Consider the following 16,306-nt stretch of genomic DNA (forward strand, 5'->3'; position numbering starts at 1 on the left):
CCGCTACTGATCCACCCGCAAGGTGAACTCCAGCCCCTCCCCCGCCAGTTCGCTCAGCCACTCCCGTGACCGTTCCGCCGTCTCCGCCGCCCGGTTCAGACCGGACGGCAGGTCGTCGGACAGGATGTGGCGGACGGCGAGGGAGAGCGGACGCGAGACGCAGCGGGCCATCGCGCTCTCCTCCTCGTCGCCGACCAGGTCGAGGAGGTAGCTGCCGGACCAGGTCCGGCCCGTGTCGTCCCGGACGTCGAGGGACACGGCCAGGACGACTCGGTCGTGGTCGGCGTCCGTGGTGGGGTAGGTGGCCGCCAACTCCCTTGCCAGCGCGGCGATCCGCGTGTCGTCGCCCGCCTTCAGTTCGTCGAACACCGCGTCCCAGGCCCGCAGCCAGCCCTCCAGACGCAGCGTCCCCCGCACGAACGTCCGCGGCTGCCAGGCCGCCGGCAGCCCGTACTGCTCGATGAACGGCATACTGTCCCGGTTCGGATAGACCTCGAAGGTCTCGCCGTCGACGACGTGCGGCCGGGTCACCTCCCAGGGCCGTTCGGCGACCGTCTCCACGCCGTCCTCCAGGTAGCGCGCCGGCGAGCGCAGCGCGCCCAGCACCCCGGCCGGCGCCCAACTGAAGCGGTACCGGAAGTCGTTGGGCACCGCCGGCACACCACCGCAGTACGAGGTGAGGCGGTACGAGGCCGCCGTGCCCGCACCGATCGCCTCCCGGGCGCGGGCGACGAGGCTGTGGGCGAAGAGGTGGTCGATGCCGGGGTCGAGACCGGCCTCGGTGAGGACGACGACGCCCGCCTTCTCGGCCGCCGGTACCTGTTCGAGCACGGCGTCCGAGACATAGCTGGAGCAGGCGAAATGCGCCTGGCGTCGGACACAGGCGGCCAGCAGCGCGGCGTGTTCGGGCGCGGGCAGCATGGAGACGACGACGTCTCCGGGCGCCAGTTCGGCGGTGAGCGCGGCGAGCGTGAACGCACGCGGTTCCGCGCGGCCCGTCAGGCCCAGGTGGTCGAGGGCCTGAGCCGCACGCTCCTCGGTGCGGTGCCACAGCCGCACCCGCTCGGCGGCATCACACAGCAGGGCGAGACCGCTGCCCGTGGACAGCCCGGCGCCGATCCAGTGGACGGTACCGCTCGCGCGCACCACCTCAGACATGGCCCAACTCCCCTTCCACGGCGGTGATGTCGATGCCGAGTTCTCGGCACTTCGTACGGAACAGGTCCAGGCAGCGACCCCACGCCCCGCCCGTCCCGAAGTCCAGGAGCTGGGGCAGCAGTGCCGCCGAGAAGTCGGTGCTCGACTCTCTCGGCAGCAGGGACGGCAGGTTGTCGATCGCGATGAGGTCGAGCGGGGGCCGCTCGCGCAACTGCCGTACCGGGTCGTCCCATTCGGTCGTGCGGTCGTAGACCGGCAGCACGTTCAGGGGCGAGCCCACGTCGCAGGTGACGTCGGAGACGGTACGGAGCAGGCGGGCCGGGTCGTCGAGGTCCTCCGCGCGGAGGAAGGGCGGGACGGGGGTGGTCGCCAGGACGCAGTTGACCAGTACGTCGTGGGCCAACAGGGCCGGGCGGTCCAGGTTCTGGGTCTCGGCGAGGTCCCAACAGGTCGGTTCGACACCGGCGGCGGAGAAAGCCACGCGCGCTCCCCGGCCGCTGCGGCCCAGCGCGCCGATCACCAGCGCGCTGAACTCCGCGTCCCCGGGGGCGGGTTGGAGGGTCTTGTCCAGCTCCTCCTTCGAGGTGGGCGTCAGCGGGGCGACCAGGCGGCCCCGGTGCTGGAGTACGGCGAGGGCCGCGCCCAGGTAGCCCGCCCAGAAGCCGAACGCGGCGAGGCGGCGTCCGTCGTCGTCCACCAGGTATTCGAGATCGAGCAGCGCCCCTCCTCCTGCCCCGAACCGCCTCAGCAGGTCGCTCGCCCCCGGCTGGCCCTTGTAGGCGTGCCCGAAGAAGATGTGGCGGTGGGTCAACTCGGCCGGCTTGTCCGGGAGTTCCTTCAGGCCGAGGATCACCGCATCCCGCGGCGCCGACACCCAGGAACCCGCGGGTGCCACCCGGGCGCCGACCGCCTCGTACTCCTCGATGGGGAAGATCCGTTGCGGAGACTCCTCGACCGTGAGGGTCACCCCGTTCTCGACGAGTCGGCGGGCGTCGGAGGGGACGACCGGGGTGCGGCGCTCGGTCGTGCGGGCCTCGTGGCGCAGCCACAGATGGAGCTCGGTCATACCAGGTTGACCTCCGGACGCGGGGCGTCGGCCGCGAACCGGCCGGCGCTCAGGGGGCTGACGTCCACGAAGGGTACGTGGCCGAGGTACAGGTCGCGGACGACCTCGCCGACGGCCGGTCCCTGCAGGAAACCGTGGCCGGAGAAGCCGGTGGCGTAGAGGAAGCGGGAGACCGAAGTGGCCTCGCCGATCAGGGCGTTGTGGTCCGGGGTGTTCTCGTAGAGGCCGGCCCAGCCGCCGGTGCGGCGCAGCTCCAGGAGGTCGGGGGCGCGGCGGCGCATGGCCTCGGCGAGGCGGGGGATCCAGCGGTCGTGGGTGTCGGTGGCGAAGCCGGGACGCTCGTCGGGGTCGGACATGCCGACGAGGAGGCCGGGGCCCTCACTGTGGAAGTAGAGGCTGGTGGTGAAGTCGATCGTCATGGGGAGGTTCGGCGGCAGGCCCGTCACCGGTTCCGTGACCGCGATCTGGCGGCGCAGTGGCTGCACGGGGAGGTCCACGCCGGCCATCGCGCCGATCCCCTTGGACCAGGCACCGGCCGCGCAGATCACCGTGTTCGTGTCGATGCGGCCGAGGGTCGTCAGCACAGCGGTGATGGTGTCGCCGTGCGTCTCGATGCCGGTGACGTCGGTGTGGCGCAGGATCGTCGCGCCGTGGGCCCGGGCCGCGGAGGCGTAGCCGTGGACGACGGCCTCGGGGGTGCAGTGGCCGTCGTCGGGCGAGTAGGCGGCGGCGAGCAGCCCTTCGGTACTGATCAGCGGGGAGAGCCGCTGGGCCTCGGCCGGGTCGATCATGCGGCTGCGCACGTCGAGGGAGTTCTGCAGGCGGACGCCCGCCTCGAAGTTGGCGACCTCCTCGGGCGTCGACAGCAGGAACAGGTAGCCGACGCGATGTAACCCGATGTCGTACCCGGTGTCCTCCTCGAAGCGGTCGAAGGCCTCCAGGCTGCGCGCGCCGAGCTGCACGTTGAGCCCGTCGGAGAACTGTGCCCGCACTCCGCCGGCCGCTTTGGAGGTGGACCCGGCGGCGAGTTCGTCCCGTTCGACCAGGACGACGTCTCTGACGCCGGCGCGGGCCAGGTGGTAGGCGATGCTCGTACCGATGACCCCGCCGCCGATGACGACGACCTCGGCCTGACGTTTCACGGGCGCTCCTTCTGTGCCGCGTCGATGACGGCCCAGGCCGCTGCCGCGTCCTGGATGCCGAGTCCGACGCTGTTGTAGTAGACGATGTCGTCCACTCCGGTACGGGCGCTGCGGCGGCCGGTGAGTACGGCGCCGAGCGGGATCAGGTCGTCGGGGGCGAGCAGTCCGTCGCGCAGGGCGGTCACGACCGGTCCGGCGTGCCCGGCGGCGGTCTCCGGGTCGTCGACCACGACGGCCGCCGATCGTCGTAGGACTTCGGCGTCGACCTCGCTGCGGGTGGGTTCGAAGGAGCCGACGCTGACGACCGTGCAGCCGGGCGTGAGCCAGGCGCCGTGCACCACGGGGGTGGTGCTGAGGGTGCAGGCGGCGACCACGGACGCGCCGGTCACGGCTTCCTTCGCGGTGTCCACCGCCTCGACGGGGAAGGGCAGTTGGGCGGAGAGCGCTTCTGCGGCGTGTGCGCGTCGCTGCGGGTTCGGGCTCCACAGTCGTACGGACTTCAGGTCCCGGACCCGGGCGATCGCGCGGACATGGGCGAGGGCCTGGGTGCCGGAGCCGAGGACGGCGAGACGGTCGGCGTCGGGGACGGCCAGGGCGTCGACGGCGACCGCGCTACCGGCGGCCGTGCGCAGGGTGGTCACCGCCGTGCCGTCCATGACCGCGACCAGTTGCCCGGTGCGCGGGTCGAGGGCACTGATCACCGCGTGGACGGTGGGCAGTCCGGCCTTCGCGTTGGCGGGGTTGACGCTGCCGAACTTCGCGACCGCCCCGGTGTCCGCCGACAGCCGGGAGACATAGGCGAAGACGACGCTGTCGTCGAAGCGGCTCGGGTGCATGATCTTGCCGGGCAGGTCGGCGTCGCCGGCACCGAGCGCGGTGAAGGCCGCGCGCTGCGAGGCGATGGCCGCGTCGGCGTCGAGCAGGTGCCTGATCCGGTCGCCGGAGAGGAAGAGGACGTCGTCGGTCATTCCCTCTTCCTATCCGGACTCCGCTCGCCGGAATCAGGACCAGTGCGCCACCGCGTCCAGATGGGGCAGGTGGTGGTCGAGGCGCTCCCGCTTGGTGCGGAGATAGGTGATGTTGTTCTCGCAGGGCGGGATCAACAGCGGTACCTCTTCGGAGACCTTGATGCCGTGTTCCAGCAACGCCTCGCGTTTGCGCGGGTTGTTGGAGAGCAGGCGGACGCTCGCCACCCCGAGGTCGTGCAGGATCTCGGCGGCGACGCCGTAGTCGCGGGCGTCGACCGGCAGGCCGAGGGCGAGGTTCGCTTCGACGGTGTCCAGGCCCTCCGCCTGCAGGGCCATCGCGCGCAACTTGGCGAGCAGGCCTATCCCGCGGCCCTCGTGGCCCCTCAAGTAGACGACGATGCCCCGGCCTTCGGCGACCACGGCCCGCATCGCCGCGTCCAACTGGTCGCCGCACTCGCAGTGCTGGGAGCCGAAGGCATCACCCGTCAGGCACTCCGAGTGGAGTCGGGTGAGTACGTCGTCCGTGCCGATGTCGCCGTAGACCAGGGCCACTTGCTCGTCACCGCGGTCGTGGTCCAGGTAGCCGATCGCCTGGAATTTGCCGTACACGGTGGGCAAGGGAGCATTCACGACGCGTTCCACGCCCGTGGGCTGTGGAGACTTCTTCTTGCCGAGTACGCCAATGTTTTCTGTCATGATCTGGTTCCTAAGCAGAGACGAAAGGCCGTGAAAAAATGAATGGTTCGGACTCACGGACGGCGGCATACGGACTGGTGCCGGCGGACACCACGGAGGACGTACGGACTAGGGGGGCAAGTCTTTCAACACAGGTCGCCGTCCTTCCGGTCGGCAGTTTCGAGCAGCACGGCCCGTTCCTCCCGCTGGCGACCGACACCCTCGTCGCCTGTGCCGTCGCCCGGGAGATCGCGGCGGCGTACCCGGTGCATCTGCTCCCACCGGTGACGATCGCCTGCTCGCACGAGCACGCGGCCTGGCCGGGGACCGTCAGCATCTCTTCCGTGACCCTTCATGCGGTGGTGCGGGACATCGCTGATTCGCTCCGCCGGTCGGGGGTCGAGACCCTGGTGGTGGTCAACGGTCACGGCGGAAACTACGTGCTGGGCAACGTCGTTCAGGAGTCCTCCGCGCGCGGTGAGCGGATGGCGCTGTTCCCGGCCGCCGAGGACTGGGAGACGGCGCTGGAGCGGGCGGGGGTGGTGACCTCGTTGCTCACCGATATGCATGCGGGGGAAATCGAGACCTCCATTCTGCTGCACGCTCATCCCGAATTGATCCGTCCCGGTTATGAGACCTCCGATTTCGTCGCCGACGACCGTCGCCATCTCCTGACGCTCGGTATGTCCGGCTATACCGAGTCGGGCGTCATCGGGCGCCCGTCCCTCGGCTCGGCGGAAAAGGGGAAGGCACTGCTGGCGAGCCTCGCCGATTCCTTCGGCGCGTATTTCTCGATGCTGACCGCGGACGCCTGAGCGGGTTCCGGGTCCGGTACGGCGGTGCCGGTCCCGGCGGTGCGCAGGCCGGTGTACCAGCGGGCGACCAGGACCAGCAGGCCGGGCGCGGCGGCGGCGAAGCTGAGCACGCCGTAGATCACGGAGACGGACAGGCCGCTGCTCGCGCCCAGGCCGGCGGCGCCGAACGCCCAAGCGGTGACGCCCTCGCGGGGGCCCCAGCCGCCGACGTTCAGCGGCAGGCCCATGGCGACCAGCGCGAGGACCGCGATCGGCAGCAGCTGGGCGACGGTGGCGGCGGATCCGGCGGCCCGGGCGGCGACCACGAACATCGCGAGGTGGCCCGCCAGGATGATCAGCGAGGAGACGGTGACGCCGGGCCAGTTGGCGCGGGAGAACAGTCCGGCGCGCGCCTCGTCGAGGGTGGTGCGCAGCGCGCGGCCGCGGCGGGTGGCGGTGGGCGGGCGGTTCATCCGCAGGGCGGCCACGACCGCCAACGCCCCGACGGCGCCGAGGAGTACGAGTGGGGCGATGCTGCGGGCGTCGGCCATCACCGGGGAGTCGAGGCCCAGCAGGACCGCCACCCCCACGACGGCCAGCGCGATCTGGCCCGCGACGCGCTCCAGGACCACGGCGCGTACGGCGCGGCCCATGTCGCCGGCGCTCTGTCCGTGCCGGACCGCCCGGTGCACGTCGCCGAGGATGCCGCCGGGCAGGGCCGCGTTCAGGAACAGGGCGCGGTAGTAGTCGGCGACGGCCGGGCCGAGCGGCAGTTTGATGCGCAGTCCGCGCGCCACCAGGGCCCACCGCCAGGCGCTGAACACCGTGGTGACGACCCCGATCCCGAGCCCGATCAGCAGCGTCGGTACGTCGATGCGGCGCAGCCCGTCCAGGAAGACGCCGGTGCCCAGGCGCCACAGGAGGACGCCGAGGATGGTGACACCGGCGACGGTGCCGAAGTGGGTGCGTACCGCGCGGGAGTTCACCCGGGTCAGGATCGCGCCCAGGACGCGGCGGGCGCCGGAAGCGCGGTCGGTGCCGGGGCGCGGGGCGGCGACGATCACGCCGATGCGGTCGCCGGAGACGGCCGAGCTGTGCAGCGGCGGGGTGTGCCGAGGCCGTCGCTGCACCTGCTGCACCGCGTTCTCGGCACGCAGTTCGAGGGCGACCGGCGCGGACCGCTCCACGCGCACCCTGCGCGTCTTGGTGGCCGCCCGCGGTGCGACCGTCCTCATCGTCTCGACGCTCATGACGTTCCCCCCGTCGGCCGGGCCAGCGCCAGCAGATCGCTGTGGTGGACCAGCACCGTCAACTCCCCTGCCGCGCAGGCCGCCAGGCGCTGTTCCAGATAGCGGTCGGCGCGTTCCTTCAGTTCGGGGCGCTCCTCGACGGCGGCGCCGACCCAGCCGCGCAGCCACTCGGCGGTGAGCGCGGCCTCGTCGGGGCCGAGCCGCCAGGCGCTCGGGTGGACCCGGACCGTCGCGCCGTGCGCGGCGAACGCCTCGCAGGTGACGGTGACGGCGTCCGGGCCGAGGAGTCCGTCGCGCCGCTGGTGGGCGTTGAACGCGTCGGCGATCTCCGCGTCCATCGGTTCGGACGGGGTGATCTCGACCCGTCCGGCCACGGAGAGGGTGAGGAGCGCGGGGCATCCGGCGCCGACACAGGCGGCGACGAGCGCGTCGACCTCCTCGCGGGTGAGGACGTCCAGCAGTGCGGAGGCCGTCACCAGCGAGGCGCCGACCAGCGCGTCCGGGGTCAGCCGGGCCACGTCGCCGCGCCGGGTCTCGACCGTCACGCGGCTGCCGTCGGCGGCGGCACGCGGGGAGGCCACGGCGGCGAAGTGCAGGAGATAGGGGTCGCGGTCGTGCAGGATCCAGTGCTGGGCGCCGTCGAGGCGGGGCGCGAGCCACCGTCCCATCGAGCCGGTGCCGCAGCCCAGGTCGTGGATGACGACCCCGGACCGGCCCGGCAGGTTGGCGAGCCGGATGCGCAGCGGGTCGAGCAGCTCGGGCGCCCGCGCGACGGCGTCGGCACCCTCCCGCAGCTCCAGCCACTCGGGCGCGTAGCGCGGCGGATCGTCGGGACCGACGTCCCGCAGCCGTACGGTGGCCCGCTCGCCGGGGCGGTTCGCGGGCCCGGCGCCGGGGATCACGGAACCCGGCCCGGTCTGCTCGCCGGCATCCGCTGAAACCGTCCCCGCCATCACGTCCTCCGGCCCCGGCCGCTCGGCCGTCGCGTCCTGCACTGCGGGCTGCGCCGGGGGCACCAACATGCCCAGCGGTACGCCCCTGGGACCCGGCTGCGCCGGAATCCGTCCGGTCTGTGCGGCCTGCGTGTTCGTCATGCCGCCCTCCGGGATTCGCTGGGGAGCCGGGTGAGTACGCCGGCCAGGCTGCGGGCCGTGGTGGCCCAGCCGTCGAGCGCCGCTCGTCTACCCCGGGCCGCCGCCTTCAGCCGTCGGCGTACGTCGGCCTCGCCGAACCAGCCGCGCAGTTCGGCGGCGAGGGCGGCGGGGTCCTCCGGCGGGACGAGGATGCCGGGCACGCCGCCGTCGGGGGCGCGGCCGACCGCCTCGGGGAGACCGCCGACGTCCGTGGCCAACACGGGGATGCCGCGTGCGAGGGCCTCGGTGACGGCCATCCCGTACGTCTCGGCGTACGACATGAGGACCATGAGGTCGGCGGAGGCGTAGGTGGCGTCGAGTGCGGCGCCGGCCCGCGGGCCGGCGAGGTGCAGGCGGTCCTGGAGGCCGTACTGCTTGATGAGGTCGCGCAGGTGGTCGACGTACTCCGGGTCGTTGCCGAAGCCGCCGACGCACTCGCAGGTCCACGGCAGGTCGGCCGCGGCGGCCAGGGCCTCGATGAGCCGGTGCTGGCCCTTGCGCGGGGTCAGTGTGGCGACGCACAGGAGGCGGGAGACGCCGTCGGTGCCGGAGGCGAGGGGGGCGATGTCGGCGCCGGGGGTGGCGACATGGACCCGGTCGGGGGCCAGGCCGTGGTGGGAGACGAGGCGGCGGACCGCCCAGTCGCTGGTACCGATCACCGCGGACACGGCCCGCAGGACGGTGCGTTCCTTTGCGTCCAGCTCGGCGGCGACGGAAGCTTCGAGGCTGGTCTCGTCGCCGAGCGGGAGGTGGACGAGGACGGCCAGGCTCAGCCGGTCGGCCTCCGGGACGATGATCTCGGGGACTCCGCAGGCCACGATCCCGTCGAGGAGTACGGCGGCGCCGTCCGGCAACTCGCTCAGCACGCGGGCCAGTTCGGCGCGGGCGGCCGTACCGGGCCGGGGCCACTCGCCGTCCACGGCGTGCTTGTGGACCTGCCAGCCGAAGCCGGGCAGGTCCAGGCTGACGCGCCGGTCGTAGGCGTTGCCGCCGCTCGGCGTGGCCGGGTCGTCGACGCCGCCCGGCATCACGAAGTGCACGGTGCGCAGGGACATGGGGATGATCTCGGCATTCCGGGAGGCGGCGCGCTGCGCGGGCAGGAATCCCAGCGAGGTGGTGCGGTCGATGGTCACGTCGTTCACAGCGCACGCTCGTAACTCGCCCAGGCGACGTGCGACTCGTGCAGGGTGACCTGGAGACCGGCGAGGCCGCGGGCGCCCTCGCCGAGTGCGCCCTTCTCGATCCGCTCGGCGAGCCGGTCGGCGATGACCTTCGCGAGGAACTCCGTCGAGGTGTTGACGCCGGCGAAGTCGGGTTCGTTGTCGAGGTTTCTGTAGTTCAGCTCGCTGACGACGGCGCCCAGTTCCTGGGTGGCCAGGCCGATGTCGACGACGATGTTGTCGTCGTCCAGCTGCTCGCGCCGGAAGGTGGCGTCCACGAGGAACGTGGCCCCGTGCAACCGCTGCGCGGGTCCGAACACTTCGCCGTGGAAGCTGTGGGCGATCATGATGTGATCGCGAACGGTGATGCTGAACAACGGACGACCCTCCAGGTGCGGCGCGTCTGGTCCCCCGGCTGATCCCTGCCGGGGGATGCCGTGTAGTACGGCTGCACGCCTCCCCCTGTTCAGCCGACTCTCACTCTTTTCTCAGGTCAGACGCGCTTGTCGTACGGAATTGAACGGTTCTCAGCCGATGTCGGCGTAACGGACACGGTGGCACAGTGCCGGAACCTCCCCGGAGGCGAGCCTCGGCAGCAGTTCCGGCAACTCCTCGAAGTCGCTCTCCCCGGTGACCAACGCGTCGAGCGCGGGGTCGGCGAGCAGGTCCAGGGCGAGGGCGAGCCGGTCGGCGTAGCTGCGGTTGGCGCGGTTCGGGGAGACGGTGCCGACCTGGCTGCTGCGGATGACCAGGCGGCGGGAGTGGAAGGCCTCGCCGAGCGGGAGGCTGACCTTCCGGTCGCCGTACCAGCTCAGTTCGAGGACGGTGCCCTCGGCGCTGAGGAGTTCCAGGGCGCGGGCGAGGCCCTGTTCGGTGGCGCTGGCGTGGACGACGAGGTCGCAGTCGCCGAGCGCGTCCGCCGGGAGCGCGAAGCCGACTCCCAGCGCCTCGGCGATCTTCGCGCGCGTGGGATCGGCGTCCACCAACTGGACACGTACGCCCGGGAAGCGGGCCAGCAGCGCGGCCACCGAGCAGCCGACCATGCCGCCGCCGACCACGGCGATCCGGTCACCGATCAGCGGCCTCGCGTCCCACAGGGCGTTGACCGCGGTCTCCACGGTCCCGGCGAGGACGGCCCGCCCGGCGGGCACGGAGTCCGGCACCGGTGTCACGGCGCTCGCGGGGACGACGTAGCGCGTCTGGTGCGGGTAGAGGCAGAAGACGGTACGGCCGAGCAGCGCGGCCGGGCCCTCCTCCACGACCCCCACGTTGAGGTAGCCGTACTTGACCGGACCTGGGAAGTCGCCCTCTTGGAACGGTCCTCGCATGGTCGCGTGCTGGCTCTCGGGGACGCCCCCGCGGAAGACCAGGGTCTCGGTGCCGCGGCTCACGCCCGACCACAGGGAACGGACCAGCACCTCGCCCTCGGCGGGGTCGGGCAGGACGACGTCTCGTATCTCGCCGTGACCGGGTGGACCGATCCAAAACGCCCTCGCGGTGCGCTTCATCGGATTCCTCCTGAACGATCGGGAAGCTGTTCACGTACGGGTAACCACAGGCCGCGCACAGTACGCGGCGTTGATCGACTCTGTCATACGGCCGGAGGGTGTGCGGTGGCCCTGAACAACACATACGAAGCAAGGCTGGTCCAGCAGGAGACCGCTGTGGGAGCGGGCGTTCAGATCCTGTTGCTGGCGTTGCTCGGCACGGCGATCGGAATGGGGCCGGCCGGCTGGCTGACCGGCCTGGCATTCGCGATCGCCACCTGGGCCGTGCTCTCCAAGGCGCTGCACCGGACCCGGACCCGTTCCTTCGGCCCGGCCAACCGGGTCACCCTCGGCCGGGCCATCCTGGTCGGCGGGGTGACCGCGCTGGTCGCGGACTCCTTCGAGAGCTCGCCGCCGGTCACCCTGCTGGTCGGCCTGACGGCGGTGGCCCTGATCCTGGACGGCGTCGACGGCAAGGTCGCCCGGCGCACGAACACTTCCACCGCGCTGGGGGCGCGCTTCGACATGGAGGTCGACGCGTTCCTGATCCTCGTCCTCAGCGTGTACGTCTCGACACAGCTCGGCCCGTGGGTCCTGCTGATCGGCGGCATGCGCTACGCGTTCGTCGCCGCCGCCCGCGTCTGGCTGTGGCTGAACGCCCCGCTGCCGCCGAGCACGGCCCGCAAGACGGTCGCCGCCACCCAGGGCATCCTGCTCCTCCTCGCGGGCGCGGACCTGTTGCCGCACACGGCCAACATCGGCGTCGTCGCGCTCGCGCTGGGCACCCTGGTGTGGTCCTTCGGCCGCGACATCCTGTGGCTGTGGCGCACCTCCCGCACCTCCCTCGTCGAGGAGATCCCGGCCGAGGAGAAGGTCCTCGAACTGGTCTCGCAGTAGAGGCAGTTGGCACGCTCACGCCGAAAGGGCCCGGACCACCAGGTGGTGGATCCGGGCCCTTCGGCTTGCGGGGCTACGGGGTTACGACCGCGGGGACCGGCTGCGCACGACCGCGAACGCGCCGGCCGCCAGACCCAGTACGCCCACGATCAGGCCGGCGATGCCGAGCCCGCGGGCGGTCGAGTCGCTGCTCGAGCTCGACGAGGAGGCCGAGGTCGTCTTCGTGTCGGTGGCCGCCGTGGAGGCGGAGGCGGCCGGGGTCTCGTCGCCGTCCTCGCTCTCCTTCGCGGTGAGCTTGAGGACGGGCGCCGGGTTCTCCGGCTCGTCGGCGCCTGCCGTGGTCTCCTCGATCCAGCGGACGACGTTGCCGTCCGAGTAGGTCTGCAGCGTCTTGAAGGTCAACTGGTCGGTGTCGTCGGGCAGTTGACCGAAGGCGACGTTGAAGTCCTCGAACTGGCCGGCGCCGATCTTGCCGCCGGTCCAGGTGATCTCGGAGACGGCGTCGGTGATCGTCCCGTCATCGGTCTTCACCGGCGTCTTGAGCTTGCTGGTGGTGACCTTCGCGGTCCAGCCGTTCTGCGGGGTGACCAGCACGCCGAGGACGGGGTGGTCGGTGGGCAGATAGACCTGGACCTTGGTGGTGCTCGCCTTGTCCTCCTCGTTGGGGACCCGGAAGGTGATGACCCCGTCCGTGGCTCCCTTGGCGTAGCTCTCCGGGTGGACGGTCACGTGCGCGGAGGCGACGCCGGCGGCGGCCAGGACTCCGGCGGTGGCGAGCGCGGCGACGGTGCCTGCGCGGCGCAGGGTGGTGCGGTGTGCGGACATGGTGAAGTGATCTCCGTACGGGAAAAGGAAGTTGGGTGGTCAGACCGGGTACGGGATCGGGGCCGGTGGCCCTCTGCGGCTGACCGCGTGCCGCAGGAGGAGCTGGCGCAGGGGGGCCGCGTCGGCGGCGGCGCGTCCGGACCGGCGGGCGGTGCGGGCGGGCAACGGGGCGGGGGCGTCCCGCCACCAGGCGACCAGTCCCGGCACGAAGGCGACGGCCCAGCGCAGCAGCGACCACAGCGCGGCCTCACCGCGCCGCAGCCACCAGGCCGCGACGAGCGCGGCGACGACATGGGCGGCCACGGCGTGCGGGGTCATCGCCTGCGTCTGCCGCATGGGCGCCATGGTGTGCCCCGACATGTGCGCCATCCCGGCCATCGCCATCCCGGTCCGGGGCCGCGCGAGGTCGAAGCCGAGGTGGAGGCCGGCCTGAGTGGCGAGCATGGCGGCACCGATGCCGGGCATGGACCGTTCCCGTCCGCCGAGCAGCCACCCCATGCCGAACACGACGAGGAACCCGGCGCCGTCCGCCCACAGCGGGGGCGTCGCGCCGGTGGCGAGCCCGTGCCCGGCGGCAGCCAGCAGCACACACACCGCGGCGAACACCGCGGCGCGCAGGCTCCGTACCGCCGGGGATGCGCTCATGGTGACGGATCCTCCCACGGGCCGCTGCCGCCGTAGCCGTCGATGGCGGTTTAGGGGGCAGCTCATATCTGGTTCATGGCTTGGTACGGGGGTGGCGCGTGGGGCGTTCAGTCGGGGTGGGGGAACTCATGCGGGCATGCGTTGATTTACCGGGACTTTCCGCGCGGCAACAACCCGATCGCCGCTGCCGGTACGGCGGCCAGCACCAGCCACGGCATGGCGGCCGGCAGCCCGGTGTCGAGAAGGGTGCCGGTGGCCGCGCTGCCGAGGAGGACGATCAGTCCGGAGGCGGAGGACAGCGCGCCGGTGTAGAGGCCGAGGCGGTCGGGTTCGGCGAGGTCCGGGATCCAGGCGCGGGCGACGGGGGCGATGAGCATCTGGCCGAGGGTGAGCAGGACGACGAGGACGGTCGCGGGCAACAGCCCGGCGGTGCCGGTCAGTTGGGCGGGACGTGCCACCGCCACGGCCGTGAACCCTACGGCGATCAGCAGCAGCCCGGCCGCCATGGACCGGCGTGGATCGAGCCGCTCCCCCGCCCACACTGTGACCGGCAGCTGCGCGGTCACCACCAGCAGCGAGGACAACGCGAACAGCCAGGCCAGCGGCGCCTGCGAACCGGTCGCGCGCTCGACCTCTTCGGGGAGGGCGAGATAGAGCTGGTTGTACGCGAGGAGATAGGCGCCGTAGGCACAACACAGCGCCAGGAAGGGCCGGTTGCGCACGAGGGTCCGCATGCCGCCCTTCCGGGTGATCCGCGCCCGTCCGGGGATGTGCTGCGGCAGCAACCACGCATGGCCGGCGAGAACGAGCACGAACACTCCGGCTCCGGCAAGACAGGTCACCCTGAAGTCCACCGCGAGGAGCAGCGCACCGAGCAACGGCCCGACGAACGCCCCGACTTGGCCCGCGACGGTGAACAGCGCGAGCACCCGCGTCCGTTCACCCCCGCCCTTCTCCTCCCACGCGACCGCCTGCCGCGCGACCTCGGACTCCACGGCCGGTGAGAACAGCGCGGCGGCGAACCCGATGAGCAGGACCGCCCCGACGACGGCCCAGGTCCGTTCGGCGTACCCGAGCCAGCCGAACCCGGCGATCCGCAGCACGCACCCCGCGAGCACCACGGGCCGTACGCCGTACCGGTCTGCGAGCGCCCCGCCGACCACGAACAGCCCCTGCTGGCTGAAGGTGCGCAGCCCGAGCACCAGCCCGACGAGCCAGCCCGCCATGCCGATCACGTCCGCCAGGTGTTCGGCGAGGAACGGCAGGACAGCGAAGAAGCCGATGTTGAAGGCGAGTTGAGTGAGGATCAGCAACCGGAGCAGCGGGGAGAGAGGGGTTCGCGCGAGGGCCACGGAGGTCATCGGGCGGCCAACTCCCTTTGCCTGCCAGCTCTGTTGACTGGGGCGACTCGCAGGCCTCCGGCCGCCGTCACCGCGAGCGCGCCCAGCAGGGCGAGGACGGCGGCGGGGGCGAGGACGGCCCAGGGGGCGCGTTCGGCGTAGGGCTGGTTCTCGGCGAGGAGGAGGCCCCATTCCGGGGAGGGGGGTTGGGCGCCGAGGCCGAGGAAGCCGAGCGAGGCGAGGGCGAGGGCGACACCGGGCAGCCGGAGCAGGGCGTGGCGGGTGACGGGTGGCAGGACGGCGGGCAGCAGTTCGTGGCGCAGGATGTGCCAACGGCCCGCGCCCAGGCCCCGGGTGGCGGTCACGTGCAGGGTGGCGCGTTCCTGCCGCAGCAGCGCGGAGGTGTGTGCGGCGAGCGGGGTCCAGGCGAGGGCGGCCACGGCGAGGGTGGGCGTACCGCTGCCGTTTCCGGCCACGGCGGCGACCAACAGCGCGGCGAGGACCGGCGGTACGGCGTTCACCGTGTCGACGAGCGGCCCGGACACCCGGGGCAGCAGCCCGAGCAGAACGCCGGTACCGAGCGCGACGGCACTGATCGCGAGGGCGAGCAGCAGGGTGTCGACGGCACCGTGGGCGACCCGCGCGAGGAGATCCCGGCCGAGCGCGTCGGTGCCGAACGGATGGGCCCAGGTGGGCTGTTGGAGACGCAGACGGGTGTTGAGGGCGAGGGGGTCGCGGGGCAGCCCGAGTGCGACGACTCCCAGGAGCAGGGAGCCGTAGACAACGGGCAGGGTCCGTCGGGCAGTTGGGGCGGGGCCGTGGAGGGACGGGAGGGCGCCGGAACGAAGTGCGGGGCCGACGAGGAGGCGGGTCGCGAGGCGGGAGAGTCCGGCGGCGACGGCGGCGAGCAGGAGGAGGGCGAGGGTGCCGGCCTGGAGGACGGGCAGGTCCTGGGCCAGGGCGGCCTGGAGAGTAGTGCGGCCGAGTCCGGGGATGTCGAAGATCTGCTCGACGGCGACGGCCCCGCCGGTCAGCCCGACGACGAACAACCCCATGTTCGGCAACAGCCCGGGCAGACAACGGCGTACGGCCTGCCGCGCGACGGTCCGCTCCGGCAGCCCCCGCGCGGCGGCGGCCCGCGCCCACGGCTCGGCGAACGCACCGGGCAGCAGATCGTCGAGCAGCCGCCCGAGCACGGCCCCGGCGGGCAGCCCGAGCGCGAGCGCGGGCAGCACGATCCAGCGCGGCCCGTACCAGCCGAGGGCGGGCAGCCAGCCGAGCTGCACACCGACGACGGTGGCCAGCACGGACGCGGTGAGGAACTCGGGGAGCGCGGCGAGCACGGCGGAGCCGGAGCCGCCCGGTCGCGACGCCTCGGCTCCGCCCCGCCACAACGTGCGGGCGCACACCAACCCGGCGGTGCCGAAGGCCACCACCAGCGCCGCGCCCATCAACAGCAGGGACGCGCCCAGTGCTTGGAGCACCCCGGGCATGACCGCGTCCCCGGAGATCCACGACCGCCCGGCATCCCCGCGCGGCAGCCCGCCGAGCCACTGCCCGAGCAACCGCAACGGACCGTCCTCCAGGCCGAGTTGGGCGCGGACGGCGGCGAGCACCGCGGGATCGGGGTCACGTTCCGCCGACCGCGCCTTGAGGACGGTGAGTGCCGGGTCGGTGCGGGAGAGCCAGGGCAGCAGGCCCACGGCGCACACCAGGGCGGCCGCGAGGAAGGCGCGCCACAGGAGTGTGGCCGTGCGGTGCGGCAT

15 protein-coding genes and 1 pseudogene are annotated in these 16,306 nt (G+C 72.5%); 2 read left to right on the forward strand and 14 right to left on the reverse strand.

The annotated features are described in order from the left end of the window. Positions 1-3: 3 nt before the first annotated feature. From OO70_RS18945 to ribA, 5 genes are read right to left on the reverse strand one after another with little or no spacing between them, the layout of a single operon-like run. Positions 4-1,158 carry a saccharopine dehydrogenase family protein gene (locus tag OO70_RS18945; protein ID WP_043671963.1) on the reverse strand — a complete coding sequence of 385 codons (1,155 nt, stop codon included), beginning with the start codon at positions 1,156-1,158 and terminating at the stop codon, positions 4-6. Beyond that, complete coding sequence (locus tag OO70_RS18950; protein ID WP_043671966.1) at positions 1,151-2,224, reverse strand: saccharopine dehydrogenase; 1,074 nt, start codon at positions 2,222-2,224, stop codon at positions 1,151-1,153. The genes OO70_RS18945 and OO70_RS18950 overlap by 8 nt, the downstream gene beginning before the upstream one ends. Further along, complete coding sequence (locus OO70_RS18955) at positions 2,221-3,366, reverse strand: NAD(P)/FAD-dependent oxidoreductase (protein ID WP_043671969.1); 1,146 nt, start codon at positions 3,364-3,366, stop codon at positions 2,221-2,223. The genes OO70_RS18950 and OO70_RS18955 overlap by 4 nt, the downstream gene beginning before the upstream one ends. Further along, positions 3,363-4,334, reverse strand: a complete 972-nt coding sequence (locus OO70_RS18960; protein ID WP_043671971.1) for an ornithine cyclodeaminase family protein — start codon at positions 4,332-4,334, stop codon at positions 3,363-3,365. The genes OO70_RS18955 and OO70_RS18960 overlap by 4 nt, the downstream gene beginning before the upstream one ends. Positions 4,335-4,367: 33 nt before the next feature. Beyond that, entirely contained in the window at positions 4,368-5,030 is a 663-nt protein-coding gene (ribA, locus tag OO70_RS18965; protein ID WP_043671982.1) for a GTP cyclohydrolase II, read from the reverse strand. A gap of 38 nt (positions 5,031-5,068) precedes the next feature. On the opposite strand from ribA, the gene OO70_RS18970 reads away from it, so the two are divergent. After that, positions 5,069-5,824, forward strand: coding sequence for a creatininase family protein (locus OO70_RS18970; RefSeq protein ID WP_051741362.1), 756 nt, complete (start codon positions 5,069-5,071; stop codon positions 5,822-5,824). A 152-nt stretch (positions 5,825-5,976) separates the two neighbouring features. Here OO70_RS18970 and OO70_RS56050 read toward each other — a convergent pair. The 5 genes and pseudogenes from OO70_RS56050 to OO70_RS18990 all read right to left on the reverse strand — a co-directional run. Continuing rightward, positions 5,977-7,053, reverse strand: a pseudogene (locus OO70_RS56050) (lysylphosphatidylglycerol synthase transmembrane domain-containing protein); the annotation flags it as partial. Further along, positions 7,050-8,147, reverse strand: coding sequence for a hypothetical protein (locus OO70_RS53795; protein ID WP_043671986.1), 1,098 nt, complete (start codon positions 8,145-8,147; stop codon positions 7,050-7,052). The gene OO70_RS53795 and the pseudogene OO70_RS56050, both read right to left, overlap by 4 nt. Next, positions 8,144-9,328, reverse strand: a complete 1,185-nt coding sequence (locus OO70_RS18980; protein ID WP_043671990.1) for a glycosyltransferase family 4 protein — start codon at positions 9,326-9,328, stop codon at positions 8,144-8,146. The genes OO70_RS53795 and OO70_RS18980 overlap by 4 nt, the downstream gene beginning before the upstream one ends. Beyond that, positions 9,325-9,723, reverse strand: a complete 399-nt coding sequence (locus OO70_RS18985) for a 6-pyruvoyl trahydropterin synthase family protein (protein WP_043671992.1) — start codon at positions 9,721-9,723, stop codon at positions 9,325-9,327. Before OO70_RS18985 ends, OO70_RS18980 begins: the two co-directional genes overlap by 4 nt. Before the next feature lie 150 nt (positions 9,724-9,873). Beyond that, positions 9,874-10,854, reverse strand: coding sequence for a zinc-dependent alcohol dehydrogenase (locus tag OO70_RS18990; RefSeq protein WP_043671995.1), 981 nt, complete (start codon positions 10,852-10,854; stop codon positions 9,874-9,876). A gap of 105 nt (positions 10,855-10,959) precedes the next feature. Here OO70_RS18990 and OO70_RS18995 point away from each other — a divergent pair, with 105 nt between their 5' ends. After that, the gene (locus OO70_RS18995; protein ID WP_043671997.1) at positions 10,960-11,730 is read left to right on the forward strand and encodes a CDP-alcohol phosphatidyltransferase family protein; all 771 of its coding nucleotides are present in this window, start codon (positions 10,960-10,962) and stop codon (positions 11,728-11,730) included. Between the two features lie 81 nt (positions 11,731-11,811). Here the strand turns inward: OO70_RS18995 and OO70_RS19000 are convergent, their stop codons facing one another. The 4 genes from OO70_RS19000 to OO70_RS19015 form a co-directional block, all read right to left on the reverse strand. Continuing rightward, complete coding sequence (locus OO70_RS19000; protein WP_043672000.1) at positions 11,812-12,555, reverse strand: YcnI family copper-binding membrane protein; 744 nt, start codon at positions 12,553-12,555, stop codon at positions 11,812-11,814. A gap of 39 nt (positions 12,556-12,594) precedes the next feature. Beyond that, entirely contained in the window at positions 12,595-13,200 is a 606-nt protein-coding gene (locus OO70_RS19005; protein WP_043672003.1) for a hypothetical protein, read from the reverse strand. Between the two features lie 146 nt (positions 13,201-13,346). Beyond that, positions 13,347-14,561 carry an MDR family MFS transporter gene (locus tag OO70_RS19010; protein ID WP_043672005.1) on the reverse strand — a complete coding sequence of 405 codons (1,215 nt, stop codon included), beginning with the start codon at positions 14,559-14,561 and terminating at the stop codon, positions 13,347-13,349. Then, positions 14,558-16,306, reverse strand: coding sequence for an ABC transporter permease subunit (locus tag OO70_RS19015; RefSeq protein ID WP_043672009.1), 1,749 nt, complete (start codon positions 16,304-16,306; stop codon positions 14,558-14,560). The genes OO70_RS19010 and OO70_RS19015 overlap by 4 nt, the downstream gene beginning before the upstream one ends.

The sequence above is a fragment of the Streptomyces xylophagus genome, from assembly GCF_000716435.1.
Lineage (GTDB): Bacteria > Actinomycetota > Actinomycetes > Streptomycetales > Streptomycetaceae > Streptomyces > Streptomyces xylophagus.